This is a genomic window from Actinomadura sp. (genome assembly GCF_044508335.1).
Classification (GTDB): domain Bacteria; phylum Actinomycetota; class Actinomycetes; order Streptosporangiales; family Streptosporangiaceae; genus Spirillospora.
Window position 1 is genome coordinate 17710 of record NZ_JBIQHY010000062.1, and the last position, 19378, is coordinate 37087.

Sequence of the window (19378 nt, forward strand, 5' to 3'; positions counted from 1 at the left end):
ACGCCGCGGCCGAGCCATTCGGAAAGGTCCTTCGCCGGAGCCGGATCGCACCACTCCGAGTACAAGCCGAACCACTACATGAAGGACTGGTTCTACAGCCTGGGAACGAGAGGGCGCGGATGCGCCTGCGGCGGCCCGGCCGTCGGCGGGCCGGTGCGGAAGGAGTTGCTAACCTTAGCAATTGCTAATGTTGCTACTCCGGCGAAGGAGTACCGGGACGATGGTGCCACGGACGGTCCGCGGGCGGCCGCGGTGAGCGCGCCGCTCTACCAGCTGAAGGCCGAGTTCTTCAAGACGCTGGGGCACCCGGCGCGGATCCGGGTGCTGGAGCTGCTGAGCGAGCGCGACCACGCGGTGGCGGAGATGCTGCCGGAGGTGGGCATCGAGCCGGCGCACCTGTCGCAGCAGCTCGCCGTGCTGCGCCGGGCGGGGCTCGTCGTCTCCCGCAAGGAGGGGGCGACGGTCATCTACTCGCTGACCAGCCCCCGCGTCGCGGACCTGCTCGCGGTGGCGCGGGAGATCCTGACCGGCGTGCTGTCGGGGCAGGCCGAACTGCTGGACGAGATGCGCTCCTCCGGGCCCGCCGGCGGGCGGGGGCGCGCCGGGGCCTGACCGGGTTGGACGGGTATGCGGTCTTAGCATGCTTATGAGTTGCTAAAGTTGGCAATTGCGCATGTCAGTATTCGACCCCGGGGACCCGCGTGAGAGACCTGTTCCGCAAGATCCGCACGACCGGGCGCGCCGCCGAGGCCGCGCCGAGGCGCCCCGAGCCCGCGCTGCCCGCGCGCGCCCGCGCCCTCGCCGGGTCGGTCCAGGTCCGGCACGTCGACGCCGGGTCGTGCAACGGCTGCGAGGTGGAGATCGCCTCGGCGTTCGGGCCCGTGCACGACGCCGAGCGGTACGGCGCGCGCCAGGTCGCCTCGCCCCGCCACGCGGACGCGCTGCTGGTCACGGGACCGGTCACGCGCAACATGGAGATGGCGCTCCGGCGCACCCATGAGGCCGTCCCAGAGCCGAAGGTCGTCGTCGCGCTGGGCGACTGCGCGCGCAACTGCGGCGTCTTCGCCGAGGCGTACGGCGTCGCGGGCGCGGTCCGGGACGTCGTCCCGGTGGACGTCGAGGTGCCGGGATGCCCGCCCGAGCCGGAGGCGATCGTGGCGGCGCTGCGCGGATTGACCGGGCGATGACGTCCGCCGCGTTCACGGCGGCCCTCGGACTGAACCTGCTCGCGGCCGTCGCGGGGCTCGTCCTGCCGCCCAGGTCCCGGCGGGCGGCCGCCGGGGCGGTCACGGCGGCCGGGGGAGCGGCCGCCGTCGTCGCCGGGGTCTCGGCGATGCGCGGCGGGGAGTGGAGCGTCCGGCTGCCCGATCTGCTGCCGCTCGCGGGCGTCCAGCTGACCCTCGACCCGCTGGGCGGCCTGTTCGTCGCGGTCACGGGGGCGGTGGCGGTGTGCGCCGCCGTCTACGGCATCGGCTACACCCGGCACGGCGGCCTGGACGGCCGCGTCCCGCAGGTGATGGCGCCGGTCTTCCTCGCGGCGATGGCGCTGGTCCCGGCCGCCGCGAGCGTGAGCACCTTCCTGCTGGCGTGGGAGCTGATGGCGCTCGCGTCGCTGCTGCTCGTCGTGGCCGAGCACCGCAGGCGGGACGAGGTCGCCGCGGCGGGCCTGTGGTACGCCGTCATGACGCATCTCGGGATGGTGGTGATCCTCGCCGGGCTGGCCGGGTTCGCGGCGGCCGCGCACGGCGAGTCGTTCGAGCGGCTCCGCGCGGCGGCGGACGGGCTCCCCGAGTGGGGGCGCGCCGCCGTGTTCCTCGCGGTCTTCGCCGGATTCGCGTCCAAGGCGGGGATCGCGCCGCTGCACGTGTGGCTGCCGCGCGCCCATCCGGAGGCGCCGAGCCACGTGTCGGCGCTGATGAGCGCGGCCATGGTGAACCTCGGCGTGTACGGGATCGTCCGGGTCGGCTTCGACCTGCTCGGCGGCGGGCCGGCGTGGTGGTGGCTGGCCGTCCTGGCGGCGGGCGGCGGGTCGGCCCTGTACGGCGTCCTCCAGGCCGCCGTTTCCAGCGACATCAAACGGCTCCTGGCCTATTCGACGTGCGAGAACATGGGCCTCGTCCTCGTCGGCGTCGGGGCGTCCGGGCTGTTCGCGGCGTCCGGTGCGCGGACGCTGTCCGCCCTGGCGCTCACCGCCGCGCTGCTGCACGTCGTCAACCACGCGGGGTTCAAGACGCTGCTGTTCCTCGCGGCCGGGTCGGTCGTGCACGCCACCGGCACCCGCGACCTGGACGCCCTCGGCGGCCTGCGGACCCGCATGCCCGCCACCGCGGCGCTGTTCGGGACCGGCGCGCTGATGGCCTCCGCGCTCCCGCTCGGCAACGGGTTCGTCAGCGAATGGCTGCTGCTGCAGAGCCTCGTCCACGCCCTGCCGTCCGGCGGGACGATGACGGCGGTCACGATGCCGCTCGCCGTCGCCGCGGTGGCGCTGTCGGCGGGCCTGGCGATCGCCGCGTTCGTGAAGGCGTTCGGCGTCGGGTTCCTGGCGCGGGCGCGCAGCTCGGCCGCGGCGCAGGCCCGGGAGGCGACGGCGCCGATGCTCGCCGGGATGGCCGCGGCCGCCGCGGGCTGCGTCGTCCTGGCGCTCTCGCCCGGGCTCGTCCTGCCCTCGATCGCCCGGCCGGTGGCCCTCGCCGTACCGGGGCCGGACGCCGTGGCGGGGCCGGTGACGCTGCGCCTCGCCGGGCTGTCCGGCACCGTGTCGCCGCTGCTCATCGCCGCCTTCCTGCTGGTCGCCGTCGTGGGGCTGCTCGCGCTGCTGCGCCTCGCCGCGACCCGCCGCGCGTCCCGCCGCCGCGCCCGGCTCTGGGACTGCGGCGCCGGCCCCATGTCGCCGCGCATGGAGTACACCGCGACCTCGTTCGCCGAACCCCTGCAGCGCGTCTTCGACAACGTCCTCGCCCCCGAAACCGACCTGGACGTCACCCCGCTGAAGGAGTCGGCCTATCTCGTGGACAGCGTGACCTACCGGACGCGGGTCGGCGACCGCGTCGAGCACCGGCTGTACCGGCCCGTCCTCGCCGCCGCCGCCCGCGTCGGCGAGGCGGCGCGCGGCCTGGCCGACGGCAGCGTGCACCGCTACGTCGGGTACGGCTTCTACGCCTTCACCGGCCTGCTGATCGCCCTGGCGGTGCTCCGGTGACCGGGATCGTCGGGACGGTTCTGCAGGTCGTCCTCGTCGCGGCCGGCGCGCCGCTGCTCGCCGGGCTGATGCGGCAGATCCGGGCGAGGGCGGAGGGGCGGGCCGGCGCCGGCGTCCTGCAACCCTGGCGCGACCTGCGCAAGCTCCTCCGCAAGGAGCCGATCACCCCGCACGGCACGGGCGCGCTGTTCCGCGCGGCGCCGCTGGTGCTCGCGGGCACGACGCTCGTCGCCGCGGCCGTGGTGCCGCTCGTCACGACGCGCTCCCCGCTGGACGGCGCCGCCGACCTGTTCGCCGTGACGGCCCTGCTCGCGCTCGGCACCGTCGCGCTGGCGCTCGCCGGCCTCGACACCGGGACCGCGTTCGGCGGCATGGGCGCGAGCCGCGAGATGGTCGTGCTCGCGCTGGTGGAGCCCACCATCCTGCTGTCGACGTTCGCGCTGTCGGTGCGGGTCGGCTCCACCGACCTCGGCGCGATCGTCGGCTCCGCGCTGGACGACCCGCAGCAGGTCGTGTTCCCCGCGAGCCTGCTCGCGCTCGTCGCCCTCGTTGTCGTCGTCATCGCCGAGACCGGCCGGATGCCGGTGGACAACCCGTCCACCCACCTGGAACTGACGATGATCCACGAGGCGATGGTGCTGGAGTACGCCGGGCCCGACCTCGCGCTGGTCGAATGGGCGTCCGCGATGCGGCTGACGGTGCTCCTCGGCCTCCTGTCCAACCTGTTCGTCCCCTGGGGCATCGCCGGTGACTCGCTCGCGGCGCTGCCGGTCGCGGTCGCGGCGATCGGCGCCAAGGTCGCGGCCGCCGGCGCCGCGCTCGCCGCCGCGGAGGTCTTCATGGCCAAGCTCCGCATGTTCCGGGTGCCGGAGCTGCTCGCCGGCTCGTTCGTGCTCGCGCTGTTCGCCGTCGCCTCGTCCTTCTTCCTGGTGGCGCCGTGAACCACACCACCTACGTCCAGCTGCTCGACGTGGCCTGCGGCGCCTTCCTGCTCGCGGGCGTGCTGGTGCTGTGGCGCCGCGACCTCGCCGCGATCGTGCGGCTGTTCGCGCTGCAGGGCGCGGCGCTGGCGCTGCTCATCGCGGTCCTCGGCGTCCACGAGGGGGACGGCGAGGTCGTCGCGCTGGCCGCCTTCGTCGGCGCGCTGCGCGCGGTGGTCCTGCCGCGGCTGCTGCGCCGCGCCATGTCCGCGGGCGGGACGAGCCGGGAGACGCAGCCGCTGGTCAACGTGGCGACCTCGCTCACGATCGCGGCGCTGCTCGGCCTGCTCTCCTACGCCGTCACCCGCCCGATCGTGCGGCTCGACCCGACGCCCGCGACCCACGCCGTCCCGATCGCGCTGACCGTGGTCCTCATCGGGCTGTTCGTCCTCGTGACGCGGCGGCGCGCGCTGTCCCAGATCGTGGGGTTCCTGCTCATGGACAACGGCATCACCGCGGTGGCGTTCCTGACCACGTCCGGGGTGCCGCTCATCGTGGAGCTCGGCGTCTCGCTCGACGTGCTGCTGGCGGTGCTGGTGCTCCAGGTGCTGACCGCGCGGATGCGGGCCGCCTTCGGCGACACCGACCTGGACGATCTGCGGGAGTTGCGCGACTGATGAGCCTGCTGCTGACCGCCCCGATGGGGGCGCCGCTGCTGGCGGCCGCCGCCCACGCCGTGCTCGGCCCGCGCCGCGGGACGTCCTGGCTGGGCGCCCTGGCGGCCGCCGCCGTCCTCGCGTCCGGGATCGCGCTCGCCGCCGGCGGGCCCCGCACCGGGCTCGGCGGGCTGCTGCGCGCCGACGCGCTCAGCGCCTTCATGGTCATCGTGATCGGGGCGGTGGCGCTGCTCGCCATGCTCGCGAGCCCCGCCTACCTGGCCGCCGAGGACGCGCCCGCCCGCGACAGGCGCCGCTACGGCGTCCTGACGCAGGCGTTCGTCGCCGCGATGGCGCTGGCGGTGCTGGCCGCGAGCCTCGGGATGCTGTGGGTCGCGATCGAGGCCACCACGATCCTGACCGCGTTCCTCGTCGGGCACCGCCGCACCCGCAACGCCACCGAGGCCGCCTGGAAGTACGTCGTGATCTGCTCGGCGGGGATCGCGCTGGCGTTCCTCGGCGTCGCGCTGCTGCACTTCGCCGCGCAGCACGCCCACGTCCCGTCCTCCGGGTCCCTCGGCTGGGCGGAGCTCGCCGCCCACGCCGGGCGCCTCGACCCGGACGTCACCCGCATCGCCGTCGCGCTGCTCGTCCTCGGGTTCGGCGCCAAGGCCGGGCTCGCCCCGCTGCACGCCTGGCTGCCGGACGCGCACAGCCAGGCCCCCGCGCCGGTGTCCGCGCTCATGTCCGGCGTCCTGCTGTCCGTCGCGTTCTACGCCGTGCTGCGCGTCAAGGTGATCGCGGACGCGGCGCTCGGCGCCGGGTTCGTCCGGGCGCTGCTGCTGGCCGTCGCGCTGGCGTCGCTCGCGCTCGCGGCGGCGCTGCTGCTGCGCCAGCGCGACTACAAGCGGATGCTCGCCTACTCCAGCATCGAGCACATGGGCCTGCTCGCGCTCGGCGCCGCGATCGGGACGCGGCTCGCCGTCGCCGGCGTCCTGCTGCACGTGCTCGGGCACGGGCTCGCCAAGTCCGTCGCCTTCATCGCGTCCGGGCACATCCAGCACGCCGCCGGGACCAGCCGGATCGGCGCGGTGCGCGGGTTCGCGGCCCGCTCCCCGCTGATCGGCGGCGCGTTCGGCGCGGCCGTGCTCGCGCTGCTCGGCCTCCCGCCGTTCAGCCTGTTCGCCAGCGAACTCGCGATCTTCCGCGCCGGGTTCGCCGCCGGGCTCGGCTGGGCCGTCGCCGCCGCGCTCGCCCTGCTGCTCGCCGTCACCGCCGCCGTCGCCGCAGGCACGGCCCGGATGCTGCTCGGCGGCCCCGGGCCCGGCGCCGCGACCCTCCCGTCCCGGCCCTCGCCGGGAGCGGCGGCCGGGCTGCTGCTCGGGCTGCTCGCGTCCGCCGCGCTCGGCGTCACCCTCTGGCCCCTCCACGACCTCCTGCTCGACGCCGCCGCCGTCCTCGGAGCGCACCGATGACCACCGTCCACGACATCGACGCCGCCCACCTGCGCGAGCACGCCGCCGAGCTGCTCCAGGACGGCCACCGCCTCGCCCTGGCCGCCGCCCACGAGGACCCGGACTGCTTCCGCGTCGTCTACCTGTTCACCGCCCCCCGCCCGGACCGGCGCACCGAACTGCACGTCCGCCTCGACCGGGACGCCCCGCGGGTGCCGAGCCTCGCCGCGCTCAGCTTCCCCGCCGGGCGGTTCGAACGCGAGATGCGCGACCTGTACGGGATCGTCCCCACCGACCACCCGCTGCCGCGCCGGCTCGTCCGGCACCACCACTGGCCGCGCGGCTGGTACCCGATGCGCGCCGACGCCGGGCCGCCGCCCCCGTTCGGCGACCCGGAGGGCCCCTACCCGTTCGTCCAGGTGGACGGGCCGGGCGTGTACGAGATCCCGGTCGGCCCCGTGCACGCCGGGCTGATCGAACCGGGGCACTTCCGGTTCTCCGTCGTCGGGGAGAGCATCCTCAAGCTGAAGGCGCGGCTCTGGTTCGTCCATAAGGGCCTGGAGAAGCTGTTCCAGGGACGCCTGCCGCTCGACGCGCTGCCGGTCGCCGAACGCGTCAGCGGAGACACGACCGTCGGCCACACCCTCGCCTTCTGCCTCGCCGTGGAGGACGCCGCGGGCTGCACCGTGTCACCGGGCGCCCAGCGGATGAGGGCCGTCCTCCTCGAACTCGAACGCCTCTACAACCACGTCACCGACCTCGGCGCCCTCTGCAACGACGTCGGGCACTCCGTCCTCAACGCCCAGTTCGGCCGCATCCGCGAGCAGCTCCTGCGCCTCAACGCCGTCGTGACCGGCCACCGGCTGCTCCGCGGCGGCGTCCTGCTCGGCGGCGCCGTCCTGCGCGCCCTGCCCGACCCGGCCGCGCTGAAGGCCATCGGCGCCGGCATCGCCGAGCTCGCGGACCTCGCCCTCGGCCACACCGTCGTCGCCGACCGCTTCACCGGCACCGCGCCGCTCCCCGCCGACGCCGCCCGCGACCTCGGCGTCCTCGGCCCGGTCGCCCGCGCGAGCGGGCTGGACGCCGACGCCCGCCGCGACCACCCGTTCACCGACCTGCGCCCGGCGCTGACCGTGCCCACCGCCGCGACCGGCGACGTGCTGGCCCGCTTCCAGATCCGCGCCCGCGAGGCCGCCGCGTCCATCGACGTCATCCGCGACCTGACCTACGCCATGAACCCCGGCCTGGTGACCTCCTGGCCGCCGACCGCCGCGGCCGCCCCGGCGTCCGGGATCGGCATCGTCGAAGGCTGGCGGGGCACGATCGTCCACCGCGTCGAACTGGCCGCCGACTGGACGCTGACCCGCGTGAAGATCGCGGACCCGTCCTTCTTCAACTGGCCCGCCCTCCCGGTCGCGCTGACCGGCGCGATCGTCCCCGACTTCCCCCTCGTCAACAAGAGCTTCAACCTCTCCTACGCCGCCAACGACCTGTGACGCGACGCCGTTCTCCCTCAGTGGTGCCAGGGGAGGCGGACCGGGGCGGTGGGGAGGCGGCCTGCCAGGAGGTCGGTGAGGAGGTCCGCGAGCATCAGCGGGTAGACCGGTTCTTCGGCGTTCGCCAGTTCGCTGAGCGTCCACCAGCGGTGGGCGCCGACGTGCTCGCGTTCGATGGGGGTGAAGCCCGCGGTGTCGATGTCGTAGGCGGCGGCGCGGAGCAGGAAGAAGTCGTCGCGGAACAGGCCCTCGGCCCAGCCGAGGTCGGCGTGCCCGGAGGTCAGCGCGACCGGTTGGCCGAGGTCGTCGGGGGAGACGACCAGGCCGGTCTCCTCGCGCAGCTCGCGGACCGCGGCGGCGTGCAGGGTCTCGCCCGGCTCGACGCCGCCGCCCGGGGTGATCCAGCAGTGGCTCGCCGGGCCGTCCCGCAGCGGCCAGCGGAACAGCAGGACGCGGTCGGCGTCGTCCACCAGCAGCACCCGCGCGGTCCGCCGGCGGTAGGTCTCCTCGGCCGGCGCGCCGGTCATGCGCCCAGTTCGGAGCTCAGTTTCGCCAGCTGCGCGTCGTAGATGCGCTGCAGGCCCTTGGGGGCGAAGGTCCGCTCGAAGAACCCTCCGATGCCGCCCGCCCCGTCCCAGGTGGTCGTGACCTGGACGCGTGCGTCTTCGGCGGCGGGGGAGACCGTCCAGGTGGTGACCATGGACGAGTTGGCGTCCCGCTCCACCAGCCGGTCCCTGTCGGGAACGCTCACGGTGAACAGGCAGTCGCGGACCCGCTTGCTGGTGGCCGCGAGCTTCCAGTGCACCACCGTGCCCTCGCCCTGGCCGCCCTCCCGCACCTCGTACTCGCTGAAGTGCTCGGTCAACATGCGGGACCTCACCCCCGTGTAGTCGCCGAGCGCCGCGAGCACCCGATCCGGGCTCGCCTTCACCGTTGCTTCCGCGTTGACCACGACTTGTCCCATGCCGCTCATCCTTCCACCGCCCCGGGGGTGGCTCCGCGGCCGACACGGTGGGAGGGTGGCCTGATGCTGCCGCTGGAATTCCTCTTCAGCCGGACGTTCAGCGAGGACCCGTACGGCCCGTACGCCGAGTTGCGCGAGCGGGGACCGGTCCACCCGATCGACTTCCCCCGCGGCGCCACCGCCTTCCTGGTGGTCGACCACGAGCACGGCCGCGCGGCCCTGGCCGATCCGCGCCTGTCCAAGGACGTCGCGCACAGCTCCCTGCCCGTGAACGGCGAGCAGTTCTTCGGCGGGACGATGCTGGCCATGGACCCGCCCGACCACACCCGGCTGCGCGGGCTGATGGCGAAGGCGTTCACCACCCGCCGGATCGAGCGGCTCCGCCCCCGCGTGCGGGAGATCGCCGGCGGGCTGCTGGACGGCATCGGAGCCCGCGGCGGGGCCGAGCTGATCCGGGACCTGGCCGTCCCGCTGCCGGTCCAGGTCATCTGCGAGCTGCTCGGCGTGCCGGCGTCCGACCGGGACCGGTTCCGCGCGTGGACGGCGGTGCTGACCGTCCCGGCCCTGACCGCCGAGGCCCGCGCCCGCCGCCGCGAGACCGCGCGCGAGTTCAACGCCTTTCTGCGCGAGGTCATCGCCGCCCGCCGCGCCCGCCCCGAGGACGACCTGGTCAGCGCCCTCATCGCGGCCCGCGACGGGGACGCCGCCCTGACCGAGGCCGAACTCCTGAACGGCATCGGGCTGCTCCTCATCGCCGGCCACGAGACCACCGTCAACCTCATCGGCAACGGCGTCCTCGCCCTGCTCCAGGCGCCCGACCAGATGGACCTGCTGCGGGCGCGCCCCGACCTGCTGCCGTCCGCCGTCGAGGAACTGCTCCGCTACGACGGCCCGCTGGAACGGGCGAGCCAGCGCATCGCCCTGGAGGACATGGAGATCGCCGGGACGCCCGTCCCGAAGGGCGCCTGGGTGCACGTCTCCCTCGCCGCCGCCGACCGCGACCCCGCCGCCTTCGACGACCCCGACCGCCTCGACGTCACCCGCGCCCCCAGACGCCACGTCGCCTTCGGCCACGGCCCGCACTTCTGCCTCGGCGCCCCCTTGGCCCGCCTGGAGGGCCAGATCGCCATCGGCGGCCTGCTGGACCGCTTCCCCGACCTGGCCCTCGCCGTCCCGCCCACCGAACTGCGCCACCACCGCGCGGGTTCGATAGTCCGCGGCCTGGCGGCCCTCCCGGTCCGCGTCTGAGCCCGGCTCACCACCAGCCGAAGGCGAGCCAGGTCAGGAAGGGGGCCACGGGGATCGAGATGAGGCCGTAGATGAGGAGGTTGCGGAACAGGCGGGGCCGTGCGGCGGGTTCGGCGGCGCCGAGGATCAGGCCGCCGGTGATGCCGAGCGGGTTGATGTCCACCATGACGGACGCCAGGGCGAGGGCGAGGACGCCGCCGACCGGGGAGACGCCGTCGGCCACGAGCGGGGGCAGCAGCGGCATCGTGGTCACGAAGACCGCGATGGAGCTGGCGGCGAACGAGGTCACGCCGGCGATGTAGCAGAGCACCAGCAGGCTGAGCAGCGGCGAGCCGTCCACCCGAAGGAAGTCGCTGATCTGCTTGAAGGCGCCCAGGTGCTGCATCAGGCCCACGTAGGTCAGCAGGCCGCCGATCAGCAGGACGACGTTCCACGGGATCCGGGAGACGATCTCGCCGGACGGCAGCCGGAGCGCCAGCTGCAGGATCAGCGCCGCGGTCAGGCCGAGGTAGCCGACGTTCATGTCGAAGGCGACCGAGAGGACGACCACGGCGAGCAGGCACCCGATCGTGAGAACGCGGGCTCCCCGGCGTTCGCGCGTCCCCGCCGGCGCGGTGGAGACGAGCGTCGCCGTGCCGCCGGAGGGCGCGCCGGACGGCTCCGGCGCCGAGCCGTCCGGCGCGGCGGAGGGGGCCGGCGCTGAGCCGTCCGGGGCGGCGGAAGCGGGCGGGGCGGAGATCCGGCCGGGCGGGATGGCGCCGGTCCGGGTGCCGGCGGCGAGCAGGGCCGCGCACACGAGCAGGCCGGTGACCAGGCCGCCGAGCAGGAAGGACACCGGGGCCGAGCCGGGCAGCGCGATGCCCTGCTTCTCGCTCAGCTCCCGCGCGGTGACGCCGTAGACGGCGAGCGGCGAGAGCAGCCCGCTGATGATCCCGGTGACGCCGAGGACGGCGGCGATCAGCGGCGAGATCCGGTACCGGGCGGCGAAGCCCAGCGCGATCGGGGAGACGATGGCGGTCGCGGCGGCGGGCAGCGTGCCGACCGCGGTGAGCACGGCGCCGATCACGAACGGGACCAGCACGATCAGGACCAGCCGGCCGCGGACGAGGCGCAGCAGGAGGTCGAGCAGCCAGTCGAGCGTCCCGTTGAGGTGCGCCACGGCGAACAGGGCCGTCACGCCGACGATGAGGACGAAGAAGTCGGCGGGGAAGAAGCCGGTCACGTCGTCGGCGGCCACGTCGGCGGCGAGGCCGATGAGGAACGCGGCGGCGAGGGCGCCCAGCCCGAGGTCGAACGCGGGGATCAGGGTCGCCGCGAAAAGGGCGGCCAGGATGATGATGGACAGGGTTGCCATGTCAGACCACTCCTCGGCGGCGCAGCTCCTGGATCTCGGGGTCGGTGAGTTCGGCGAGGTCGCGCAGTACTTCGGCGGTGTGCTCGCCGAGGGCCGGTGCGGTGCGGCCGATCGTGGCGTCGAAGCCGGAGAAGCGGCCGGCGGGGGCCTGCATGAGCCGCGGGCGGCCGGTGCGCTCGTCGGGCACCTCCACGACCGATCCGCGGGCGCGGATGTGCGGGTCGGCGCAGATGTCGGCGGCCGAGTTCACCGGCCCCGCCGCCACCCCGGCGTCGGTGAGCAGCGCCATCAGCGGTTCGAGGTCGTGGGACGCGACGAAGCCGGCGACCCGCGCCTCGATCTCCTCGCGGTGCTCCAGCCGGGCCGTCATGGAGTCGTGGACGGCGAGGTCCGCCGCGTCCATGGCCTTCACCAGCCGGCGCCACATCTGCTCGGTCGAGGCGGGCAGGGCGAGCCAGCGGCCGTCGCGCGTGCGGTAGAGGCTGTTCGGGCTGATGTGGGGGTTCTCGTTGCCCTGCCGTTCGCGGCTCTCGCCGGTGGCGCCGTACTCGACGACGAAGTCCTCCATCATCCGCAGCAGCGGCTCGTAGAGGGGGATGTCGGCCAGCTGCGCCTCCCCGGTGAGGTCGCGCTGGCGCAGCGCGAGCATCGCCGCGAACGCGGCGTAGATGCCGGTGACGCCGTCGGCCACGGGGTAGCCGGCGAACACCGGCGGCCGCTCCGGGTCGCCGGTGCGGTAGGTGAGGCCCGCGAACGCCTCCGCGACGCGGGCGAAGCCGGGGCGGTCGGCGTAGGGGCCGGTGCGCCCGAACGCGCTCACGTGGACCATCACCAGGTCCGGCCGGTACGCCCGCAGGTCGTCGAAGTCGATGCGGAACCGGCGCAGCGTCGACGGGCGGAAGTTCGTCACGACGATGTCGGCGGCGGCGGCGAGGCGGCCGACGAGATCGGCGGCCTCGGGGTGGTGCAGGTCGATCGTGACGCTCCGCTTGGCGCGGGCCAGCATCGCCCAGGCGGCCGACTCGCCGTCCTCCAGCGGCGGGTAGCGGCGCGCGGGGTCGCCCTCGGCCGGATGCTCGATCTTGATCACCTCGGCGCCGAACTCGCCGAGCAGCGAGGACGCCAGGGGACCGGCCAGGATCGTCGACACGTCCAGGACGCGCACTCCGCTCAGCGGACCGTCGGGCACCAGGTGTTCCTTTCACACGATGATGATCTTTCGGGCCGGAAGGCCCGGCCAACGGCACGATGCACCGCCGCCGACCTGCCAGGGAAGACGGCTCCGCAGTTCACCCGTGAAAGGTTCTGCTTTTATAGTGGGCCGGTGCGCGTGGAACGGGCGCGGTACTTCCTGGCCGCGATCGAGACGGGGTCGCTGCGCGCGGCCGCCGCCCGATGCGAGGTCAGCCAGCCCGCCATCGGGCAGCAGATCGCGCTGCTGGAGGAGGAACTCGACGTCGTGCTGCTCACCCGCAGCCGGCACGGGGTGCGGCCGACGCCGGCCGGTCAGGCGCTGATCGAGCCGCTGCAGCGACTCGTCGCGGCGGAGGACGCGGTGCGCGAGTCGGCCATGGAGTCGAGCGGCGCCTACCGCGGCCGGGTCCAGATCGGCGGCGTCTCCGTCGCCGCGGAGACGATCATCGCGCCGGTCGTGGGCCGGCTGCGGGAGCGGCATCCGGGGCTGCGGTTCACCGTCCGGGAGGGGGCCTCGGCCGCCATCGAGGACGCCGTGCTCGACGGCGCGCTCGACTTCGGGGTCGTCACCGTGCCGGACGGCCCGGCCGCGCCGGGGCTGCGCCGCACACCGCTCGTCTCGGCCCCGCTCGGGATCTGCGTGCGCACCGACCATCCGCTGGCGGGACGCGACCACGTCCACTGGCGCGACCTGGAGACCTGGCCCATCGTCACCATGCGGGCGGGCACGGTGCTGTGGGAGACGCTGCACCGGCACATGGCCGATCCCGATCTCGTCGTCCAGGCCATGTCGGCGCGCACGGTCAAGGTGATGGTCGCCCAGGGCGCCGGGCTCGGCGTCCTCGCCCGGTTCGACACCTCCGCGGACATCCCCGACCTGGTCTGGCTGCCGCTGCGGGACGCGCCCTCCGTCGGGCTGTGCCTGACGCGGCGGCGGGAGGGGCGGCCCTCGCGATCGGCCGTCATCGTCCAGCGGCTCATCCGGGCCAAGGCGGACGAGCTGGCGAGCCGCGTCCCCTGACGGGCCGCCGGGAAGCCGGTGAGTGGGTGGCGGCCCGTCAGGGGAGTCTCAGGGGACCGGACGGGGGCCGGTCAGCCGATGGAGCAGGTATTGGCCACGTCCCCGGCCGTCTGGCGCGGGACGGTGGCGCTCGGCGGGGGCGCCTGGCGGTGCCGCGGGGCCGTCCACCGCTCGAGGTCCTCGAACGCCGTCCGCATGCAGGGCAGCAGCGGCCGCATCCGGTCGGGGAACATGTCGTATTCGAGGTCGAGGTGCGACGCGCCCTCGATCCGGTAGTAGCGGTGCAGCGCCCCCCGGTGCTGCGAGCGGATCTTCCGGGCGTAGGCGTCGCCGTGGACCCTGATCGGCAGGAGGGTGTCCAGCGTCCCCTGCACGGTGATCATCGGCTTGCCGATGCGGCCGGTCATGCCGAGCCGCTTCACCGTCTGATGGACGCTCCTCGGACGCGCGTAGTAGTTGTAGTCGGTGTCGCAGTTCGGCGTCCCGCTCTCGCAGTACGGGATGCCCGCCTCCAGGTCGCCGTCGTAGGCCGGGTCGACCTCCTCGCGGTAGATGCGCTGCGTGTTGTCCCAGATGAAGTTGTAGTTGAAGTCCCACAGGAACTCCGAGCCGGGGGCGAAGCCGGCCTTGATCATCGCGGCGTGCGCCTTCGGGTCGCCGGTCGCCGCGTACTTCGGGTAGTTGCGCAGCGCCACCGGCAGGTAGACGAGCGCGTTGATCGCGCCGTCCCGCGGCCAGTACGTGCCCTCGGCGTCGATGCCGCCGTCGTACAGCTCGGGGTGGTTCTCCAGCGCCCAGCGCACGAGCTGGCCGCCGTTGGAGATGCCGGCCGCGTACGTCCTGCGCGGCGGCCTGCGGTAGTAGCGGGCCACCGTGGCCTTCGCGGCGACGGTGAGCTGGGTCATCCGGCGGTACCACTCCGCGATGGCGTCGCCGGGGCGCCTGCCGTCCTTGTAGAACGTGTTGCCGCTGTTGCCCTTGTCGGTCGAGGCGAACGCGTACCCCTTGGCCAGCACCCAGTCGGAGATGGTGAAGTCGTTGGCGTACTGGAGGCGCGTCCCCGGCGCCCCGGAGACCACCAGGCCGCCGTTCCAGTTCTTCGGGAGCCGGATCACGAACTGGGCGTCGTGGTTCCAGCCGTGGGTGGTGTTGAACGAGGAGTCGTCCGGGAAGTAGCCGTCGATCTGGACTCCCGGCACCCCGCTCGGGTTCCTGGTGGCCACCGAGTGCAGGCCCGTCCACTGGGCGGGGACGGTGTGGCCCGATGCGACCGTGCCGGCGGTGGTCAGGTCGTCCAGGCAGGCGGCGATCTGCTTCTCCGCTCCGGGGACGCGGACCGTGTGCGCGCGGGCGCAGCCGCCGTCCGCCTGCGCGGGCGCACCGGCCGCCGCGACCAGGGGGACCGCCAGCAGCGAGCCCAGCAGGACTGAGATTGCGGAGGATCTGCGAAGGACAGGCATGTGCGGCCTCCGGGGGTGGGGTTCGGGGAAGACATGCTGTGCGACCGCCCGCGGCCGGGGCCACGTCGTCGAGCACACTCTTGGACGGCGTCCTGTGGTGGCGGCCCCCTGCGGTGTGCGCCGCCTCATAGTCGGCCGCCCGAATATGTGCCGGGTCACCTGGTTCGCACGCTCCGCCGCCGCCTAGCGTTCACGGTCACGGCGACCCGGATGTGGCGCGGGTCACGGCACGACGCGTGAGGAGGGCGCATGGGCGATCCCGTCCCGGAGGCCCCGGTTCAGGCGGCGCCGGTTCTCACGGCACGGGGCCTGGTGCGGGAGTTCCGCGGTTTCCGGGCCGTGGACGGCGTGGACCTCGACGTCGGGGAGGGTTCGGTCCACGCGCTGGTCGGCCCCAACGGCGCCGGCAAGACGACGCTGTTCAACCTGCTCACCGGGTTCCTGAAGCCGACCGCGGGCACCGTGCTGCTGGAGGGCCGCCGGGAGCTGGCCGGGCGCAGCCCCGAGGCGATCACCCGGCTGGGCGTGGCGCGCTCGTTCCAGATCACCAGCCTGTTCGCGGAGCTGACCCCGCGCCGGCACCTGGAGCTGGCGCTGGCGAGCGGCACCGGCCTCGGCTGGCGGTTCTGGCGCTCGGACCGGAAGCTGGACCGCTTCGCGGGCCGCGCCGGGGAGCTGCTCGACGAGGTCGGGCTGGCGGGCCACGGCGACGTCCCGGCGGGCTCGCTGTCGTACGGGAGCAAGCGGGCGCTGGAACTGGCGCTCGCGCTGGCCCTGGACCCCAAGGTCCTGCTGCTGGACGAGCCGACCGCCGGCATGGGCGTCGAGGACGTGGAACGCACCATCGAACTCGTCCGCAAGATCCGCGCGGGCCGCACCGTGGTCCTGGTCGAGCACAACATGAACGTGGTCGCCAGCCTCGCCGACCGGGTGACCGTCCTGCAGCACGGCAAGGTGCTGGCCGAAGGCCCCTACGCCGAGATCCGCCACGACCCCCGCGTCGTCACCGCCTACCTCGGAGACTCCAATGCTGCGCATTGACGGACTGTCCGCCTGGTACGGCGAGGCGCAGGCGCTGCGCGAGGTGTCGATGCGGGTGGACGAGGGCGAGATCGTCACGCTCGTCGGACGCAACGGCGCCGGCAAGACCACGCTCTTGCGCTGCCTGATGGGCCTGCACGCGGCGCACGGCAGGACGACGGGCGCGGTGTCGCTGTCCGGCGCGGACATCTCCGCGATGAGCTCCCACAAGCGCGCGCGCCGCGGTCTGGGTTACGTGCCCGACGACCGCGGCATCTTCGCCACGCTCTCGGTGGAGGAGAACCTGACGCTGCCGCCGCGCATGGGTCCGGAGCCGTGGTCGCTGGACCGGGTGTACGAGACGTTCCCCCGCCTCAAAGATCGGCGCCGGTTCCCCGGGACGAAGCTGTCGGGCGGCGAGCAGCAGATGCTCGCGCTGGCCCGGGTGCTGCGGACGGGTGCCCGGCTGCTGCTGTGCGACGAGCCCACCGAGGGCCTGTCGCCCCTGATCGTCCAGCAGATCGGCGAGATCCTCCGGGAGGTCAAGGCCGCCGGGGTGACCGTCCTGCTCATCGAGCAGAACGTGCACTTCGCGGCCACCGTCGCCGACCGCCACTACCTGCTCGCCGAGGGCCGGATCGTGGACGCGCTGGACAACGACCAGGTCCGGGAACGCGAGCACGAGCTGCTCGAGTACCTCGGCATCTGACCCCCGGGACCTGACGGGCCGAGTTCGTGGAGACCAAAGGAGACGCCGGAATGAGAATCATGGGGTGGAGCGGTGGCCTGGTCGCCGCGGGCCTGCTGCTGGCCGCGTGCGGGGGCGGGCCGGGCGGCGGCGGAGGGAAGGTCAGCAACGACAAGATCGTCCTGGCGGTGCTGAACGACCAGTCGGGCATCTACGCCGACACCTCCGGCCGCAAGACGGTCGAGGCCGTCAAGATGGCGGTCGACGACTACAAGGCCAAGTACGGCGACAAGGCGGTCAGCAAGAACATCGAGGTGCTCTCCGCCGACCACCAGAACAAGCCGGAGATCGCCAACTCCAAGGCGCAGGAGCTCTACGACCGGCAGCACGCCGACGTGATCCTGGACGTGCCCACGTCCTCGGCCGCGTTCGCCGTCGCCACCATCGCCAAGAACAAGAAGAAGGTGTTCATCGACGTCGGCGCCGCGAGCACCGAGATGGAAGGCAAGCAGTGCAACAAGTACACCTTCCACTACGGCTACAACAGCTACATGCTCGCCCACGGCACCGGCGCCGAGGTCACCAAGGACGGCGCCAAGAGCTGGTACATCATCTACCCGGACTACGCGTTCGGGCAGGACATGCAGAAGACCTTCAGCAAGTCGATCGAGGACGCCGGCGGCAAGGTGGTCAAGACCGACCCGACGCCGTTCCCCAACGACAACTTCTCCACGTTCCTGCTGAAGGCGCCGAACCTCGACCCCAAGCCGCAGGTGATCGGCACCATGCACGCGGGCGGTGACCTGGTCAACCTGGTGAAGCAGTACAACGAGTACAAGCTCAAGGACAAGGGCGTGGGCCTGGCGGTCGGGCTGCTGGTCATCACCGACATCCACTCCCTCGGCGCGGACGCCCTGGCCGGGACCCGCTACACCGACATGTGGTACTGGAACCTCGACGACAAGGCCCGCGGCTGGTCCGACAAGTTCCAGGCGAAGGCCGGCCAGCGTCCCACGTCCAACATGGCGGGCAACTACTCGGCCGCCCTGCAGTACCTGGAGGCCGTGCAGCGCGCCGGCACCGACGACTCCGACGCGGTGGTCAAGCAGCTGGAGGGCTACACGTTCGACGACATCTTCGCGCGCAACGCCACCATCCGGGCGCAGGACCACCTGCTGCTGCACGACGCGTACCTGGGCCAGGTGAAGCCGGCCGGCGAGGTCAAGGAGGACTGGGACTACATCAAGGTCCTGAAGACCATCCCGGCGGCGGAGGCGTTCCAGCCGCAGCCCGACCCCGCCTGCAAGCTGTAGGCGGCGGCGTTGCTCCAGCAGGCGTTCAACGGGCTGGTGGGCGGGGCGTTCTACGCCCTGCTCGCCCTCGGCCTGTCCGTCATCTTCGGGATGCTCGGCGTCGTCAACCTCGCCCACGGCGCGTTCTACATGCTCGGCGCGTTCGGGGCGTTCGTCGCGCTCGACTCGTTCGGGCTGAACTTCTGGCTGTCCCTGGTCCTGGTGCCGCCGCTGCTCGGCGTGGCCGGGATCGTGCTGGAGCGGCTGTTCATCCGGCGGCTGACGCCCCTTGATCCGCTCTACAACTTCCTGTTCACCTTCGGCCTCGCGCTGATCCTGCAGGATCTGGTGAAACGGAAGTACGGGGTCAACTCCCAGCCGTACCCCCGGCCGTCGCAGCTGGACCGGACGGTCGACCTCGGGCTGTTCACCTACCCCGCCTACCAGGTGTTCGTGCTCGCGATCTCGGCGCTGGTGTGCGTCGCGGTGTGGCTCGTCCTCACCCGCACCCGCGTCGGGATGATCGTCCGGGCGGCCACCGAGCGGCCGGAGCTGACCCGCGCGCTCGGCATCGACGTCGGCCGGTGGGTGACGCCGGTGTTCGGGTTCGGCGTCGCGCTGGCCGCGTTCGCCGGGGTGCTGGCCGCGCCGATGCGGGCGGTCAACCCGCTGATGGGCGCCGACCTGATCATCACGGTGTTCGCGGTCGTCGTCATCGGCGGGCTCGGGTCGGTGTTCGGCTCGGTCGCCGCCGGGTTCGCCGTCGGGCTGGTGTCGGCCCTCGGCAACCTGTACATCCCGTCGCTGTCGCAGACGCTGGTGTTCATCCTCATGGCCGCCGTGCTGCTGTGGCGCCCGGCCGGCCTGTTCGGACGAGAGGAGGCGTTCCGGTGATCCTGTCCAAGCTCGCCGGACGACCCTTCCTGCTGGCCGCCGGGCTGCTGGTGGCGCTGGTCCTGCCGTGGTTCATCTACCCGCCGGTCGCGCTGGACATCGCCTGCTGGGCGCTGTTCGCCGCCGCCGTCGACCTGCTGCTCGGCTTCACCGGGCTGCTGTCGTTCGGGCACGCCGCGTTCTGGGGCGGGTCGGCCTACTGCACCGGCCTGATCGCCCTGCACACCGGCATGCCGTTCCCGGTCGCGATCCTCGGCGGCGCGGCGTTCGCGGCGCTGCTGGCGCTGCCGATCGGGTACCTGTCGGTCCGGCTGACCGGCATCTACTTCGCCATGGTCACCCTGGCCTTCGCCCAGATGGTCTACTTCATCGCCAACCAGTGGCGGGACGTCACCGGCGGGGAGAACGGGCTGCAGGGCATCCCCCGCGAGCTGTTCGGCCTCGACCTGTCCGAGCCGTTCTACTTCTACTACGCGGCCCTGCCGTTCGTGCTGGCCGGGATGTTCGCCGCCTGGCGC

Annotated in this window: 19 protein-coding genes; 14 read left to right on the plus strand and 5 right to left on the minus strand. The window is 73.4% G+C overall.

The annotated features are described in order from the left end of the window. Window positions 1-252: 252 nt before the first annotated feature. The 7 genes from ACIWVC_RS20785 to ACIWVC_RS20815 all read left to right on the plus strand — a co-directional run bounded on the left by ACIWVC_RS20785 (window position 253) and on the right by ACIWVC_RS20815 (window position 7725). Window positions 253-612, plus strand: coding sequence for an ArsR/SmtB family transcription factor (locus ACIWVC_RS20785; RefSeq protein WP_396449304.1), 360 nt, complete (start codon window positions 253-255; stop codon window positions 610-612). Window positions 613-701: 89 nt separating this feature from the next. After that, window positions 702-1187 (plus strand): NADH-quinone oxidoreductase subunit B family protein, encoded by a 486-nt coding sequence (locus ACIWVC_RS20790; protein ID WP_396449305.1) that lies wholly within the window; start codon window positions 702-704, stop codon window positions 1185-1187. Next, window positions 1184-3199: a proton-conducting transporter membrane subunit gene (locus tag ACIWVC_RS20795; protein WP_396449306.1), complete on the plus strand. Its 2016-nt coding sequence runs from the start codon at window positions 1184-1186 to the stop codon at window positions 3197-3199. Before ACIWVC_RS20790 ends, ACIWVC_RS20795 begins: the two co-directional genes overlap by 4 nt. Continuing rightward, the gene (locus ACIWVC_RS20800) at window positions 3196-4140 is read left to right on the plus strand and encodes a respiratory chain complex I subunit 1 family protein (protein WP_396449307.1); all 945 of its coding nucleotides are present in this window, start codon (window positions 3196-3198) and stop codon (window positions 4138-4140) included. Before ACIWVC_RS20795 ends, ACIWVC_RS20800 begins: the two co-directional genes overlap by 4 nt. Then, complete coding sequence (locus tag ACIWVC_RS20805) at window positions 4137-4796, plus strand: hypothetical protein (protein WP_396449308.1); 660 nt, start codon at window positions 4137-4139, stop codon at window positions 4794-4796. Before ACIWVC_RS20800 ends, ACIWVC_RS20805 begins: the two co-directional genes overlap by 4 nt. Continuing rightward, window positions 4796-6250 (plus strand): proton-conducting transporter membrane subunit, encoded by a 1455-nt coding sequence (locus ACIWVC_RS20810; RefSeq protein ID WP_396449309.1) that lies wholly within the window; start codon window positions 4796-4798, stop codon window positions 6248-6250. Before ACIWVC_RS20805 ends, ACIWVC_RS20810 begins: the two co-directional genes overlap by 1 nt. Then, the gene (locus ACIWVC_RS20815) at window positions 6247-7725 is read left to right on the plus strand and encodes an NADH-quinone oxidoreductase subunit C (protein ID WP_396449310.1); all 1479 of its coding nucleotides are present in this window, start codon (window positions 6247-6249) and stop codon (window positions 7723-7725) included. The genes ACIWVC_RS20810 and ACIWVC_RS20815 overlap by 4 nt, the downstream gene beginning before the upstream one ends. A gap of 17 nt (window positions 7726-7742) precedes the next feature. Here the strand turns inward: ACIWVC_RS20815 and ACIWVC_RS20820 are convergent, their stop codons facing one another. Next, window positions 7743-8252 carry an NUDIX hydrolase gene (locus tag ACIWVC_RS20820; protein ID WP_396449311.1) on the minus strand — a complete coding sequence of 170 codons (510 nt, stop codon included), beginning with the start codon at window positions 8250-8252 and terminating at the stop codon, window positions 7743-7745. Next, window positions 8249-8689 (minus strand): SRPBCC family protein, encoded by a 441-nt coding sequence (locus ACIWVC_RS20825; RefSeq protein ID WP_396449312.1) that lies wholly within the window; start codon window positions 8687-8689, stop codon window positions 8249-8251. The genes ACIWVC_RS20820 and ACIWVC_RS20825 overlap by 4 nt, the downstream gene beginning before the upstream one ends. A 63-nt stretch (window positions 8690-8752) precedes the next feature. Here ACIWVC_RS20825 and ACIWVC_RS20830 point away from each other — a divergent pair, with 63 nt between their 5' ends. Further along, entirely contained in the window at window positions 8753-9937 is a 1185-nt protein-coding gene (locus ACIWVC_RS20830) for a cytochrome P450 (protein ID WP_396449313.1), read from the plus strand. Between the two features lie 7 nt (window positions 9938-9944). Here ACIWVC_RS20830 and ACIWVC_RS20835 read toward each other — a convergent pair whose 3' ends face one another. Both ACIWVC_RS20835 and ACIWVC_RS20840 read right to left on the minus strand, forming a co-directional pair. Next, window positions 9945-11291: an SLC13 family permease gene (locus ACIWVC_RS20835; protein WP_396454448.1), complete on the minus strand. Its 1347-nt coding sequence runs from the start codon at window positions 11289-11291 to the stop codon at window positions 9945-9947. Between the two features lies 1 nt (window position 11292). Then, window positions 11293-12480 carry a CaiB/BaiF CoA transferase family protein gene (locus ACIWVC_RS20840; protein ID WP_396449315.1) on the minus strand — a complete coding sequence of 396 codons (1188 nt, stop codon included), beginning with the start codon at window positions 12478-12480 and terminating at the stop codon, window positions 11293-11295. A gap of 135 nt (window positions 12481-12615) precedes the next feature. Here ACIWVC_RS20840 and ACIWVC_RS20845 point away from each other — a divergent pair, with 135 nt between their 5' ends. Continuing rightward, entirely contained in the window at window positions 12616-13506 is an 891-nt protein-coding gene (locus ACIWVC_RS20845; RefSeq protein WP_396449316.1) for a LysR family transcriptional regulator, read from the plus strand. 71 nt (window positions 13507-13577) lie between these two features. Here the strand turns inward: ACIWVC_RS20845 and ACIWVC_RS20850 are convergent, their stop codons facing one another. Further along, window positions 13578-14966, minus strand: a complete 1389-nt coding sequence (locus ACIWVC_RS20850; RefSeq protein WP_396454449.1) for a tannase/feruloyl esterase family alpha/beta hydrolase — start codon at window positions 14964-14966, stop codon at window positions 13578-13580. Between the two features lie 249 nt (window positions 14967-15215). Between ACIWVC_RS20850 and ACIWVC_RS20855 the strand changes: the two genes are divergently transcribed. From ACIWVC_RS20855 to ACIWVC_RS20875, 5 genes are all read left to right on the plus strand, one after another. Then, window positions 15216-16007 (plus strand): ABC transporter ATP-binding protein, encoded by a 792-nt coding sequence (locus tag ACIWVC_RS20855; protein WP_396449318.1) that lies wholly within the window; start codon window positions 15216-15218, stop codon window positions 16005-16007. Further along, window positions 15994-16695, plus strand: a complete 702-nt coding sequence (locus ACIWVC_RS20860; protein WP_396454450.1) for an ABC transporter ATP-binding protein — start codon at window positions 15994-15996, stop codon at window positions 16693-16695. The genes ACIWVC_RS20855 and ACIWVC_RS20860 overlap by 14 nt, the downstream gene beginning before the upstream one ends. Window positions 16696-16745: 50 nt before the next feature. Further along, the gene (locus tag ACIWVC_RS20865) at window positions 16746-17987 is read left to right on the plus strand and encodes an ABC transporter substrate-binding protein (RefSeq protein WP_396449320.1); all 1242 of its coding nucleotides are present in this window, start codon (window positions 16746-16748) and stop codon (window positions 17985-17987) included. A 9-nt stretch (window positions 17988-17996) separates the two neighbouring features. Further along, window positions 17997-18860 carry a branched-chain amino acid ABC transporter permease gene (locus ACIWVC_RS20870; protein WP_396449321.1) on the plus strand — a complete coding sequence of 288 codons (864 nt, stop codon included), beginning with the start codon at window positions 17997-17999 and terminating at the stop codon, window positions 18858-18860. Beyond that, window positions 18857-19378: branched-chain amino acid ABC transporter permease (locus tag ACIWVC_RS20875; protein ID WP_396454451.1), on the plus strand; the 522-nt coding region annotated here is incomplete at its 3' end. The genes ACIWVC_RS20870 and ACIWVC_RS20875, both read left to right, overlap by 4 nt.